Source organism: Endozoicomonas sp. ISHI1, from assembly GCF_024606225.1.
Classification (GTDB): Bacteria; Pseudomonadota; Gammaproteobacteria; order Pseudomonadales; family Endozoicomonadaceae; genus Endozoicomonas_A.
The window spans coordinates 107,856-122,236 of record NZ_JAGRPU010000012.1; the positions used below are offsets into that span (position 1 = coordinate 107,856).

General features: G+C 48.1%; 7 protein-coding genes. 1 reads left to right on the plus strand and 6 read right to left on the minus strand.

Translation table 11 applies throughout. The features are described from left to right. Positions 1-304 precede the first annotated feature (304 nt). The 5 genes from KBW69_RS09905 to KBW69_RS09925 form a co-directional block, all read right to left on the minus strand. Positions 305-3,988 carry a DUF4116 domain-containing protein gene (locus KBW69_RS09905; protein WP_257280746.1) on the minus strand — a complete coding sequence of 1,228 codons (3,684 nt, stop codon included), beginning with the start codon at positions 3,986-3,988 and terminating at the stop codon, positions 305-307. Between the two features lie 197 nt (positions 3,989-4,185). Then, on the minus strand, positions 4,186-7,449 hold the full coding sequence (locus tag KBW69_RS09910) for a PEP/pyruvate-binding domain-containing protein (protein ID WP_257280747.1): 3,264 nt from the start codon (positions 7,447-7,449) through the stop codon (positions 4,186-4,188). 357 nt (positions 7,450-7,806) lie between these two features. After that, positions 7,807-8,256 carry a DUF4116 domain-containing protein gene (locus KBW69_RS09915; RefSeq protein WP_257280748.1) on the minus strand — a complete coding sequence of 150 codons (450 nt, stop codon included), beginning with the start codon at positions 8,254-8,256 and terminating at the stop codon, positions 7,807-7,809. Next, on the minus strand, positions 8,223-9,176 hold the full coding sequence (locus KBW69_RS09920) for a PEP/pyruvate-binding domain-containing protein (protein ID WP_257280749.1): 954 nt from the start codon (positions 9,174-9,176) through the stop codon (positions 8,223-8,225). Before KBW69_RS09920 ends, KBW69_RS09915 begins: the two co-directional genes overlap by 34 nt. Positions 9,177-9,536: 360 nt before the next feature. After that, positions 9,537-9,785: a hypothetical protein gene (locus KBW69_RS09925; protein WP_257253204.1), complete on the minus strand. Its 249-nt coding sequence runs from the start codon at positions 9,783-9,785 to the stop codon at positions 9,537-9,539. Between KBW69_RS09925 and KBW69_RS09930 the strand changes: the two genes are divergently transcribed. Further along, positions 9,784-10,440, plus strand: a complete 657-nt coding sequence (locus KBW69_RS09930; protein ID WP_257280750.1) for a hypothetical protein — start codon at positions 9,784-9,786, stop codon at positions 10,438-10,440. The genes KBW69_RS09925 and KBW69_RS09930 overlap by 2 nt on opposite strands. A gap of 104 nt (positions 10,441-10,544) precedes the next feature. On the opposite strand, the gene KBW69_RS09935 is transcribed toward KBW69_RS09930, so the two are convergent. Beyond that, entirely contained in the window at positions 10,545-14,195 is a 3,651-nt protein-coding gene (locus tag KBW69_RS09935; protein WP_257280751.1) for a DUF4116 domain-containing protein, read from the minus strand. Positions 14,196-14,381 lie beyond the last annotated feature (186 nt).

A 14,381-nucleotide genomic window follows, 5' to 3' on the forward strand; every position in this document is an offset into this window, starting at 1 on the left:
CTCCCATGTTATTATTCATCCATGATTTAATTGCTAACGCATAAAGCAATCACTTCCTTTTGACAATGAAGTTTTTATAAAGTTCAGTCGACAGTCTGAAGCACGCAACAGGCAAAACGAAAGATAATTAAATCACAGGGACTTCCTTGTCTTTTTTTTGCATCGAACTCACGTTGAAAAAGAAAATCCGCAATGGTATGACGAACTCCTTCTTAGCGACCATATTGATGCCAGCCAGAAGAGGTTTTAAGAGGCTTTGCCAGTGAATTCAAGCTTTGTCTCGAAATTGTCCCCTACAGAGAGATCAGACTTTATTCGCAGATTTCCTGACGTATTGACGAACTTCAGAGTTTCTTTGTCTTGCTGCCTCAATAAAAGTTTCATCATGTTTAAGCCCGGGAGCAACATGTTCGAAAGCACGGGGATTTTGTTTAATTAACTCCAGCATATATTCGCGATCATTCAATACTATTTCACTGGCACAATTCAAGTTATCAATATCATCATCGATTACCATTTGAATAATGTTTTTATCGCTTCGGAGTCTTTCACTTGCATACTCAAGAGCTCTTGGATAATGAGCGATAGCGAACTTTACAATCTCTTCATTATCCTTAATTTTCGGGCCGGCATACATCAGAAAAACGCCACATTGGGTGATTGCGGTCAAGGCAACCTCTTCATCATCTTTCAATTCTTCACTAGCATATTTAAGGTTTATTGGACGTGCTGCAATGAAAGGTAATACAAAGTCTTTATCATTTAGAACCCGTTGGCTGCCATATTCCAGTCCATGCTTTAGCAAGGATTTTTTGATCTTTTCTTTATTTTCCGAAAGCGACTGCTCCGGAGGAACATCAAAACTTAGCCTGTAACTGTACGATGATGGTTTTACAACATAGCATTGACCTCTCAAATCGAGATAAACATCCTCAACCAATGGAGTAGCGTTTTTGGCATCCAAGAATAACAGATGATGTAAAAGATCCCTGCGGGTTTCCTCAGCAATCTCATTGCTCATTAATATCTCCCGAAAACTGCCCACCGATTTACCACGGCACTCTGCTAACCGCTGAGCACAATTAACAAACTGTTTGTGGTTGGGTAATAACTTGAAACAATCAGGAGTGGAGTCGATATTCTTCTTATAATACATTGAGAAAAGACAATGTTGAAAGGCAAACCTGTAAGCCTCTGTCGCAATATCACCATTAAGACGTTGCGTGAGCAAGCTAAAGTTCCATTGATCTCCTTCAAAAACGGCAATCCTATCCATGTAAGAATCCAGATTATACATGGCACTTAACGCAGTTATCAGTTTTGCAAAGGCTTCCTGCATGGTTTCAGTGGTTGACATTCGAGGGCACTCGACGAGAATCTCTCCCGCAACCGCGTTGAAACTCACTTTCATGCTATCAGAATTTTTATCCAGTTCGAGTGCTCTCAGTAACTGCACCAGAAACCACATACGCTTTAACTTGCCTTTTCTATCAATACCATCAGATATATAAAACTGGTCAGAGAATTTCAGGCGTAAGGTTCGTTCTTTCCCCCCCTCTGCGCATTCAAGTAACTCGATAAGGCAAACATGACTGCCAAGCTTCAGGTTAACAATCAAGACATCATCCATGATGACGACAGTTCCTGAACACCCTAACTCTGCGATTGATACTTTGCAGGACGGCCTCAATAGCGGCGCCTTTTCAATTGGGTTACTCAGGGCCGTGCAATCGACATAGGTGATGTGCTTTTCCGAAGATATGCTACCCTGACCAGAAGCCAGAGTAAGCGGCGCCAGTGCGTTTACAAAACGCTGATGGAGGGCAAAAATCAGCTCATGGACACTACGGACCTGCTCAGCTTCCCCGGGTTTGAGCGCCTGAAGAGAGGATTGCAGCTCGCGGCAGGCGGCCAGCCACCCACGAAATGATACCCGCCCTTCTTTACCGACTTGCAGTGGCTGGATGATACACTCTAACCCTGATCGGATGGTCTGCTTCAGTGTCCCAAACCGGTTGATCAATGGCGGTAATTCATCCAGCATTGGCTGGATCTGGGGTACAGAGTTATTATCAGCCAGCCGCAAGTATGCCCCGTACCCATCCAGTAGTGCTTCAGCTCCATGAACCAGCCGATTTACGCTGTCCCTGATCTCTGCCAGTAACTCTGAACGCTGCGGCGACATGCTCAGTTTTATCGGGCTTGTCAGACAATCCAGTCCACCACCGGGTGTAAACAATGCCAACAGGCGGGCATTTTGATCGTTGAGCCACTGAAAACCGCTGGCGACCAGGCAGAATGTCTCTTCAGGGAGAGACAAATCATCCCGTGAAGGGACGGCTTTTACTAACGGAACATCAGAAAAAGCAGGAGACAGGCTTGTGTGACTGGCCAGTTTTTCGGTAAGGTCGCCGACAACAATAAAGGCACCGGGCTTGCCGTTAAAGCGAGCACAGGCCAACGTCACCTGTTGTCCATCCTGAGCGGCCACAGCCTCATACTTTTTACCGGCTAGCATCAGGGTCTTTCCTTCCTGTTTCATAAGAATCGCGACATGATCATTGAATCCGGCTTCGGCCAGGACAAACCCCCCTGCCCGCTCAAGGAACTCAGGCTCAAGCATCCACTCTTCAGCGTGGTGGGCCACGACAATGGCTCCCTGTGGTATAGAGCCTGCCTTTTGTTTTTTGGCCGGCCAGACGAGTCCGGTGCAATAGCCTTCGCTGATGGCTTCGCCAATGGCCAGACTGTCTTCGGGCATGGACATGGCAAAATCCATACCGCCAGAGAGTCGGGTTATGGGGCGCACCTGCAACACGAACAGGCAACCCTGATGATCGATGGCAAACTCCACATCCACGGGGCAGAGCAAGAGGTCTTCCAGCTTTGGCACCACCTTCCTGAGTTCTGAAACCGTGTTATCACTGAGTTTTTGCCCACCGTCGTCTGATTGAGCATCCGCATCATCAATTCTTGTTTCAGAATAACCGTTATTATCCTTGTTTTTGCGAAGGATGAAGCAGCTTGAAACCGTTCCGGGAAAGTATTGAGAGCTGTCAGCGCCTTTTTTACGAAAAATATCAATACGGTGGGGCATGTTACCGGACTGACCTGCCACTGCGCCTCTGGGCTGACCGGGTGTGTACTCAACCCTGATGGTATCATCCTGAAAAGACTGAAAGCTCATGACGACCCCACCATATTGGCAGTCGATGCACTGCTGCATGATCAGTGCCATGGGTGGTGGTATAACTCCGGGACAGACTTCAGGCCGGTAACCTGAGGCCATGACCTTAAGGCAGGTTCGCAAAACATCGTCTTCTCCCTGAACTTCAGAGAGGTATTTGCCCGCCTGGGCATCGCCGTAGTTATCTTCGTGGATGCCAGAACTGCGGACAATCACCGGCTCTGATGTGGAGAGCTGATGGCGCAGATCCCTGATTTGTCCGGCCACTTCGGAATTTTTAACCTGTTCGTAATAGTCATCACTGGCAACAAATTGTGCCAGATCCGCCAGCCAGCTATCCCTTTTGGCTTGCTCTGAAGGCGGCAAGTCATTGAGGTATTTCCGAATGTTCGCCAAGCTGATCTCTGCCCCCGGTTCAAGGACGATCCAGGGAAAACAGCGGTCTGAAAGACAGGTATCCAGAGGGTGTTGTTCAAGCACATTCATGACCTGAGCAGTAACACATTCGAAGGGGGGAACAGGAAGATCGGCTTTCTTCATGCGCTGTAAAAACATGCCCTTGCCGCCAAGTTGCTCCCGGTTGGCGGGACAACAATCTGCAGCCTGTACCAAAACGGGCGAACGGCAGGTGCGATCCCCTATCGGCGTTGGGTCGGGAACGCCACTGGGATCAGGCTCAATGAAATACCTTTTGGGTGAACTATTAGCCCCTTCGAATGGACTGCCACCCCCAGCCTTCTCATTGGAATCAGTTGTCAGGCTTTGGGGATTTGATATGTCAAAAGTAGTATCAGCTAACATCAGGATATCTCTCCCATGTCATTACTCATCCATAACTTAATCGCTATGGCATAAACCGATTACCTGACTTTTGACAATGATGTTTTTATAAAGTTCACTCGCCAGCCTGAAGCACGCATAACGAAAAACAACAATAAGCTGACAACACGGCTTGTGCCGGTCAACAATATCAGAGTTAATCGATCCTTATTTGCCAATTATCGAATGCGTTTCAAGTAAGAGTAATCTTTTCGAACGCGTTTGCTGGCATATTTTAGCCCGTGCTCCAGCAAGGCTTTCTCGACTTTTTCTTTATGATCCCAAAGCGGCTCATCGGGTGGAATAGCAAAATTCAGCGCGTAATCGTGTGATGGGTTGATAACAAAATATTTATCTCTCAAATGGGGATATACATCCTCATACAATCGAGTGGCTCTTTTGGGATCTAACAATAAAAGGTGCGGTAAGACTTCCTTGCGGGTTTCATCACTGATCTCATCACTCATAAAAATTTCCCTAAAACTCTCCTTCGATTTCCTCTCGAAGAATATTAAACACTGACACACTCCTAACTGATGAGCATGCTGAATAAACTCTCGCTGGTTGCTTAATAACCGGCAGAAAGCAGGGATAATCCCAATACTGTTAACATAAAACATTGAGAAAAGGGCATGTTTAAAGACGAATCTATCGGCTTCTGTCGTAACATCGCTATTAAGGTGCTGTGCAAGCACATTAAAGTCCCACTTAACTCTTTCAAAAATGGCTCTTTCCTCAAAGATTGTATCCAGGCCACACATGCCACCTAATACAATGATCAGTTTTTCAAAAGCATCCTGCATGACTTGACGTGATTTCATTCGGGAGCATTCGACAATCATTTCACCCGCTACGGCATTGCAACTCATATTCACGGTGCCAGCATTTTCATTCAGTCCGATCGCTTTTAGTAACTGTGCCAGAAACCACATACGCTTTAACTTGCCGGACTTATAACTGCTATCAGAAGCAAATTCGTCAGTAAATTTCAACCGCAGGGTTCGCCCTTTACCCCCTTCTGCTTGTTCCAAAAGCTCGATAAGGCTCACATGAATTCCTAACTTCATATTAACAATCAAGGCTTCATCCATACTGATGACAATCCCGTCAAGAATAACTATTGCATCGAGGGTTGCTTTGCAGGCTGGACTCAATAGTGGTGCCGTTTCACTAAGAGTTCTGCAATCAACATAGGTGATGTACTTTCCTGAAGAGATGTTGCCCCGACCAGAAGCCAGTGCGATCGGTGCCAGTGCGTTTACAAAGCGCCGATGCAGGGCAAAAATCAGCTCATGGACACTCCGGACCTGCTTGGCACCCTTAGGGTTGAGTGCCTGAAGACAGATTTGCAGCTGATGGCAGGCGGCCATCCACTCGCTAAATGATACCTGCCCTTCTTTACTGGCTTGCAGAGGATAGGTGATACGCTCTAACTCTGATTCGATAGTCTGCTTCAGTGCCTCAAACCGGTTTCTCAATTCCGGTAACTCATCGAGCAATGGCTGGATCTGGGGTGCACTTTTGTTATCAGCCAGCCGCAAGTATGCCCCGTATCCATCCAACAGTGATTCAGCCCCATCAACCAGTCGATTTACGCTGCCCCTGGCCTGTGACAATAGCTCTGACCGTTGTGGCGACATGCTCAATTTTACCGGGTTTGCCAGACAATCCAGTCCACCGCCGGGGGCAAAAAATGCCAACAAACGAGCATTTTGATCCGTGAGCCATTGAAAACCGCTGGCGACCAGTCGGAATGTGCCCTCTGGGGGAGATAAATCATCACGTGATGGGATGACCTTTGTTGACGGTAGATCAGAAAATGCAGTGGACAGACTTCTGTGACTGGCCAGTTTTCCGGCAAGGTCACCGGCAACGATAAAAGCTCCGGGCTCATCGTTAAAACGGGCGCAGGCCAGCGTTGCCTGTTGGCCAGCCTCCTGAGAGGCCAATGCCGAATAATGGTCACCGGCCCGCATCAAGGTTATTTGTTCCTGTCTCAGCAGGATTGCCACATGATCATTGAATCCTGCTTCGGCCAAAACAAAACCCCCTGCCCGTTTCAGAAATTTGGACTCAAGCATCCAGTCCTCAGCGTGGTCAGCCAAAACAATAGCTCCCTCCGGCATTGAATCTACCTCTCGTCGATTGGCCAGCCAGAGGGGGCCGGTGCAATAGCCTTCGCTGATGTTCTCGCCAATGGCCAGAGTCTCTTTAGGTATGGGCATGGCAAAAGCCATGTCACCAGAGAGTCGGGTAATGGGGCGCACCTGCAACAGGAACAGGCGACCCTGACGATCGATGGCAAACTCCACATCCACGGGGCAGAGCAACAGGTTTTCCAGCTCTGTCACCACCTTTCTGAGGGTAGCAACCATTTTATCACTGAGTTTCTGTCCACCGTCGTTTGATTGGGCATTGGCATCATCAATTCTTATTTCCAAATAGCCGTTATTGCTCTTGTGCAGGGTAAAGTGACTTGAGATCGTCCCGGCGAAATATTGAGAGCGGTCAGCTTCTTCTTTGCGATCCTCGCGAAAAATATCGATGCGGTGAGGCGTGTTACCGGACTGCCCGGCTACTACGCCTTTGGGTTGACCGCGTGTGTACTCAACACTGACGGTATTATCCTGAAAAGATTTAAAGCTCATGGCGACACCGCCAAATAGACAGTCAATGCATTGCTGGATAATCAACGCCATAGGCTGCGGTATGCCTTCGCAACAGACTTCAGGCCGGTAAGCTGAAGCCATAACCTTGAGGCAGGTAAATAAAATATCGTCTTCTTCCTGAACGACAGAGAGGTATTTGCCCGCCTGAGCATCGCCATAGTTATCTTCATTGATACCAGAACTGCGGACAATCACCGGTTGTAATGTGGAGAGTTCGTCCAGCTTACGACGCAGATGCCTGATTTGTCGGGCCGCTTCTGAATCTTTAACCTGTGCGTAGTAGTCATCACTGGCAACAAACTGCGCCAGACCCGCCAGCCAGTTATCCCTTTTGGTTTGCTCTGAAGATGGCATAGCATTGAGACGCTCCCTGATGATCGCCAGACTGATCTCTGCCTCCGGTTCATTGCCGATCCCAGGGAAATAGTGTTCAAGACCCCGGATATCCAGAGGGTGTTGTTCAAGGGCATTCACAACGTTAGCAGTAACGCACTCGAAGGGTGGAACACGAAAACCGGCTTCCTTCATGCGCTGCAAAAACATCCCCTTGCCGCCAAGTTGTTCCCGACTGGCAGGAGAACAGTCAGCAGCCTCATTTGAAACAGGTGAACGGCAGGCACGCTTGGTTAGTGGCGTTGGGTCGGGAACGCCACCGGGATTAAGATCACTGAAATACCTTTTAGTAGGTGAACGACTAGCCTCAGTAACCTGATTGGGATCAGTTGTCAGTCTTTGAAAATTTGCTCTGACATCATCAAAAGTAGATTGTAACATCAAGATACCACATTCATGATATTATTCATCCATGATTTAATCGCTATCGCATGACGAATAAAACGTTTTGACAATGATATTTTTATAAAGTTCACTCGCCAGCCTGAAGCACGCAGTAGAAAAAACAACACTAGCAGCCTGTCGAACTTAAGGCTGTCCTACTGCGGTTGCAATAAATTGGTCTAAAAATTCCTGCTTCTTCGTCAAATAGCTCGCTATTCTCCTCAGAAGCAGAAATTTTTATCCTCAATTTCTTGCAATCCTCGCTACGGACGCTTAAGTCCGACAGGCTGCTAGGCTGGCATCAGGGTTTGCACTGGTCAGCGTTGTCTGAATCGATCAGACCTTATTCGCAGATTATCTGAGGTATTGACGAAGTTCGGGGTTTCTTTGTTTTGCTGCCTCGATAAAAGCCGCATCATCTTTAAGCTCTGAAGCAGCATATTTGAAAACTTGAGGATTTATTTCAATTAAGTCGAGCATACACTGGCGATCCTTCAATACCTTTTGACTGGCTCGTCTGACTGATGCCATGACGACATCGCTATCATCCCTCAGTTCTTCACTCACATATTTCAGTTGATCTGGATGTTTTTCTAACGCGGGTAATACTAAGTCTTTATCATTCAGAACCCGTTGACTGGCATATTTTAACCCATGCTTTAGCAGGGCATTCCTGACCTTTTCTTTATGATCCCCAAGCAACTGACCCGGTGGCGCATAAAACTGCAGATATTCACTGCAGGAGGGTTTGACAACAAAGAATTGACCTTTCAAATGGGAATATAAAAGCTCAACCAATTGCATAGCGCCTGAAGGATATCTGAATAAAAGATGTTGTAAGAGTTGCCTGCGGATGTCCGCACCGATCTCATTACTCTTAAACTAGCCTCGCTGATGGCCCCGCCACTAGCCAGATTCTCTTCGGGTATAGGCAAGGCAAAATCCATACCGCCGGAGAGCCGGGTAACAGGGCGCACCTGCAACAGGAACAGGCGACCCTGATGGTCGATGGCAAACTCCACATCCACTGGACAGAGCAGCAGGTCTTCCAGCTTTGTCACTACCTTCCTGAGTTCTGAAACCATGTCATCACTGAGTGTTTGTCTACCGTCGTTTGATTGAACATCGGCCTCATAAATTTCTTGTTCCGAGTAGCCGCTGTCGTCTTTGTGCAGGATGAAGTGACTTGAGACCTTTCCGGGAACGTATTGATAATGGTCAGTTCCTTCTTTATGATCCTCGCGAAAAATATCGATGCGGTGGGGCGTGTTGCCAAACTGCCCTGCCACTACGCCTTTGGGTTGACCGGGCGTGTACTCAACCCTGACGGTATCATCCTGAAAAGATTGAAAGCTCATGGCGACCCCGCCATATCGGCAATCAACACAGTATTGAATAATCAGCGCCATGGGTTGCGGCATCCCTTCGGGACAGACTTCAGGCCGGTAAGCTGAGGCCATGACCTTAAGGCAGGTACGCAAAACATCGTCTTCTCCCTGAACCACAGAGAGGTATTTGCCCGCCTGGGCATCGCCGTAGTTGTCTTCGTTGATGCCAGAACTGCGAACAATCACCGGCTGTGATGTGGCGAGCTGATGGCGCAGTCCCCTGATTTGTCGGGCCGCTTCAGAATTTTCAACCTGTTCGTAATAGTCATCACTGGCAACAAATTGTGCCAGACCCACCAGCCAGCTATCCCTTTTGGTTTGCTCTGAAGGCGGCAAGCCATTGAGGTGCTTACGGATGCTCGCCAGGCTGGTCTCTGCCCCGGTTCAAGGACGATCCCGGGGAGATAGAGGTCTAAAAACCGGGTATCCAGAGGGTGTTGTTCAAGCGCATTCATGACTTGAGCAGTAACACATTCGAAGGGTGGAACAGGCAGACCGGCTCTCTTCATGCGCTGCAAAAACATCCCCTTGCCGCCAAGTTGTTCCCGGTTGTCGGCAGAACACTCTGTAGGCTGATCCGAGAAAGTTGAACTGCAGGTGCGCTTGTCTATCGACGTAGGGTCGGAAACACCACTGGGATCAAGATCACAAAAATACCTTTTGAGTGAACTATAAGCCTCAGCATCCTGTTTGCGATCACTGTTCGGGCTTTGAAGATCTAATGTGCCAAAACTGGCAGGTAACGTCATGATAACCTCTCATGTTAATATTCACCCATGATTTAATCACCAGCGCATAAAACGACTGCCCATACTGCCCAATCTGCCCCAACCCCTGTCGCACCGCCCCGGTCACCTGCCGCATCCAGGTTTTCAGCGTCAGTTGATCCTCGTCACTGGCCGGTGGGTCAATCAAGCCAGGCGGTTTGTTGTTAAAGTCATCCATGGTCTATGCTTCAACCTCTTCCATCGGTCAACAGGAGCTGAGTGTGTCGGACACGCTGTTCAACGAACTGAAAAACATCGGCATCAGTGAGGAGCTGGCGGCAAAAGTCAGTGCTTCCCTCGACCCGGACTACAACGCCAGCAAGAAAGACGTGCTCATCATGCAGGAGGCCATCTTGCAGCACCAAGCATATTTCAGTCAAAAAATGGCTGACATGAATGCCAAGTTTGATGCCGAATTCAAACAACAGAAAGCCGAATCAGACGCCGAATTCAAACAACAGAAAGCCGAATCAGACGCCCAATTCAAACAACAGAAAGCCGAATCAGACGCCCAGTTCAAACAACAGAAAACCGAGTCAGACGCCCACTTCAAAGAACTTAAAGCCGAGTCAGACGCTCACTTCAAAGAACTTAAAGCCGAATCAGACGCCCACTTCAAAAAACTGAAAGCCGAATCAGACGCCCGCTACTACGAAGTGAAAGCCGAGTCAGACGCCCGCTACTACGAACTGAAAGTGGACAGCACCAAGGCATATGCCGAACTAAAAACCGAAATCCACACCACCATCAACCGGCAATACCTTGTCACCTTTGGCAGCGCCCTGCTGACCATTGCTTCCGTACTGGCGGTAAACTGGTACTTTCATGTTTAAACCAGCTCACTCACACCCAGCTCACTCACACATAGCCTGCTTGGTTTGCTTTCGAGCATGATGTTTTTATTAAGGGCCAACCTTCTTGCCTGAATCAATCGGTTCTAACTCGCAGGCTTCCTCACGTATTTAAGAACTTCGGCATTTCTCAGGATTGCTGCCTTTATAAAGGCCTTATCACGAAGAAGCTCGGCGGCAGCATATTTGACAGCAAGAGCGTTATCTTTAATTAAGCTCAGCATATACTTGCGATCATTCAATATCGTGCGACTAGCCCATGACAGGCGCTTAATATCATCAGAAATTACCCTTTGAATAATGTTTTTATCGCTTCGTATTCTCCAACTTGCAAAATAAAAAGCTCTCGGATGCGAATCGATAGCGGTCATTACAACTTCATCATCATCCTGCATTTCCTCGCTGGCATATTGCAAGCCAATGCCAGATTGAGTCACGACGGACATAACGATCTTTCTATCATTCTTCAGTTCTTCACTAGCATACTTCAAGTCATCCGGACGCAATTTAACAGCTGCTGATACAAGTTCTTTATCATCCCGAACCCGCTGGCTGGCATATTCCAGCCCATGCTTCAGCAGATGTTTTTTGATCTCTTCTCTATGACCCGGAAACGACTGACCCGGCGGAACATGAAACCTCAGCTTGTAAGCAAAAGCCGGGTTAATAATAAAGTATTCATTTCTCAAATAGCGATAAACATCCTCAACCAATGGAGTAATGTTAAAGTGGCTTGATAATAAAATATGATGTAAGAGTTCCCTGCGGATGTTTTCGCCAATATCATCACTCATTAGCACTGACGCAGGATACACCAATAAAGCTAACTTTCGACACTGATCAATAAACTGTTGTTGGTAATGGCTTAATAACTGATAGTAAAGGGGAGTTTTGTCATGCTGGATATCACTGGCTATTAAGAAAAGGTTATGCTGAAAGGAAAATCTGTCAGTTTCAGTAAGCGCATCACTATCGAGGCGTTGTGCCAACAAGTTAAAGTTCCACTGTTCTCCTTCATCTCCTTCAAAAATAGCTCTGCCCTTCAAGTCAAGATCCATGTCACGAACAGCAAGTAACGCTGTCATCAGTTTTTCAAAACCTTCCTGCATGGTTTCAGGTGATGTCATTCTGGCCCATTCGACGATCATGTCTCCAGCTATGGCGTTAAAACTGACCTTCATGGTACCGGCATCTTTATTCAGTCCGATCGCTTTCAGTAACTGCACCAGAAACCACATACGTTTTAAAGCACCGGGGTTATCACTGCCATCAGGTTTACCAAATCTGTCAGAGAATTTCAGCCGCAGAGTATGTCCTTTCCCCGCCTCTGCGTCTCTGAATAGCTCAACAACGGCCACATGAAACCCAAGCCTCAGGTTAACAATCAAGGCATCATCCATACTAAGCACAGTCCCTTTTCGCCCTGATCGTTGGATGGATGCTTTGCCGGACGGCCTTAAGAGCGGTGCTTCTGCATCCGGGGTCGTGCAATCGACATAGTTGATCTTCTTTTCCATAGATATCCTGCCCTGTGCCGAAGCCAGAGCGACCGGTGCCAATGCCTCTACAAAGCGCTGATGCAAGGCAAAAATCAGCTCATGGATACTCCGCACCTGCTCAGCCTCCAAGGGGTTAAGTGCTTGAAGGGAGGACTGTAGCTGATGGCAGTTAGCCACCCACTGACGAAAAGCGCCTGTGGATACCTGCTCTTCTTCATCAGATTGCAGGGAAAGGCTGATCGTTTTTAACCCTGATCGGATGGTGTCTTTCAGCGTCGCGAACCGGTTGATTAGCTGCTGCAATTCATCCTGCAATGGCTGGATCTTGTGTGAATCCTTGTCACCTGCCAGCTGCAAGAAGGCCCGGTAACCCTCCAGCATTGCTTCAGCCCCATGAATCAGCCGATTAATGTTGTCACTGGTCTCTGCCAATAGCTTTAATCGTTGTGGCGACATGCAAAGTTTTATGGGGTTTGCCAGACAATCCAGGCCCCGGCCGGGGACAAAGAATGCCAACAAACGGGCATTTTGACCCGTCAGCCATTCAAAACTGCTGGTGACATGACTGAATGTACCTTCAGGGGGGGACAAATCATCCGGTAACGGGATGGCTTTTACTAACGGCACATCAGAAACAGCAGAAGACAGGCTTCTGTGACTGACCAGTTTTTCGCTAATGTCACCGGCAACAATGAAAGCTCCGGGCTCACCTTTGAAGCGGGCGCAGGCCAGTGTCGCCTGATGGCCATCCCGGGCGGCCAGGGTCGCAAACTCTTCATTGGTCAGCATCAAGGGTATTTTTTTCTGTCTCATAAGGATGGCCACGTGGTCATTGAATGCACCTGAGGCGAAGACAACACCTCCAGTCCGATCGAGACATTCAGGCACAAGCATCCAGTCTTCAGCATGTTGGGCCAGGAGAATGGCTCCCTCTGGCATAAAGCCTACGTGTTGTTTTTTGGCCAGCCAGAGTGGTCCGGTACAATAGCCTTCGCTGATGCCCTCACCACTGGCCAGACTGTTTTCGGGTATGGGCATGGTAAAAACCATGTCGCCAGGGAGTTGGGTTATAGGGCGCACCTGCAACAGGAACAGGCGCTCCTGATGATCGATTGCAAACTCTACATCCACGGGGCAGAGCAATAGGTCTTCCAGCTTTGCCACCATCTCCGTGAGTTTTGAAACTATGCTATTACCAATCTGTTGACCATCGTCGTTTGATGGAGCATCTCCATCATAAATTATTCTTTCCGAATAGCCGCTATTATCGATGTTTTTATGCAGAATGAAGTGACTTGAAATCGTTCCGGGAAAGTATTGAACGTTTTCGGCTCCTTCTTTGCGAGCAATATCGATGCGGTGGGGCGTGTTACCCGACTGCCCTGCCACTATCCCCCTTGGCTGACCGCGTGTGAACTCAGACCTGATGGTATTATCCTCAAAGGATCGAAAGCTCATGGCGACCCCGCCATATTGGCAATCCACGCAATGTTGGATAATCAACGCCATGGGCTGCGGTATTCCTTCGGAGCAGACTTCAGGCCGGTAACCTGAGGCCATGACCTTCAGGCAGGTACGCAAAACATCGTCATCTCCCTGAACTTCAGAGCGGTATTTACCCGCCTGGGCATCGCCGTAGTTGTCTTCATTGATGCCAGAACTGCGGACAATCACCGGCTGTGATGTCGGGAGCTGACGGCGCAGCTCCCTGATTTGTCGGGCCGCCCCGGAATCTTTAACCTGCTCATAGTAGTCATCACTGGCAACAAATTGTGCCAGATCCGCCAGCCGGCTATCCCTTTTGGCTTGCTCTGAAGGCGGCAAGCCATTGAGGTATTTCCGGATGTTCGCCAAGCTGATCTCTGCCCCCGGTTCAAGGACGATCCAGGGAAGGCAGCGGTCTAAAACACAGGTATCCAGAGGGTATTGTTCAAGCGCATTCATGACTTGAGCAGTAACACATTCGAAGGGTGGAACAGACAGACCGGCTCTCTTCATCCGCTGTAAAAACATTCCCTTGCCCCCAAATTGTTCCCGGTCGGCGGGAGAACAATCAGCAACCTGGTCTGAAACAGGTGGACGGCAGGTGCGCTTGCTTATCGACGTTGGGTCGGGATCATCACTGGGATCAAGATCACTTAAATACCTTTTGCGTGAACTATCAGCCTCAGCATTCTGTTTGAGATCACTTTCCAGGCGTTGGGGATCTGATACGCCAAAAGCAGCAGATAACATCATGATATCCCTCCGATGTTACTATTCATCCGTGATTTAATCGCTAACACATAATGCGATATCTTTGTTTATCTTCTGACAATGATATTTTTATTAAGTTCAGTCGCCAGTCTGAATCACGCAATATGAAAAGTAACAACAAGTTGGTAACGCGGTTTGTGCCGGTCATCAATAATCGGCGTTGATCGG

Excerpts from the sequence above, each read along its gene's own strand:
- KBW69_RS09905 (WP_257280746.1), bottom strand. The coding sequence starts at position 3,988 with ATGTTAGCTGATACTACTTTTGACATATCAAATCCCCAAAGCCTGACA.
- KBW69_RS09910 (WP_257280747.1), bottom strand. The coding sequence starts at position 7,449 with ATGTTACAATCTACTTTTGATGATGTCAGAGCAAATTTTCAAAGACTG.
- KBW69_RS09915 (WP_257280748.1), bottom strand. The coding sequence starts at position 8,256 with ATGCAATTGGTTGAGCTTTTATATTCCCATTTGAAAGGTCAATTCTTT.
- KBW69_RS09930 (WP_257280750.1), top strand. The coding sequence starts at position 9,784 with ATGGTCTATGCTTCAACCTCTTCCATCGGTCAACAGGAGCTGAGTGTG.
- KBW69_RS09925 (WP_257253204.1), bottom strand. The coding sequence starts at position 9,785 with ATGGATGACTTTAACAACAAACCGCCTGGCTTGATTGACCCACCGGCC.
- KBW69_RS09935 (WP_257280751.1), bottom strand. The coding sequence starts at position 14,195 with ATGATGTTATCTGCTGCTTTTGGCGTATCAGATCCCCAACGCCTGGAA.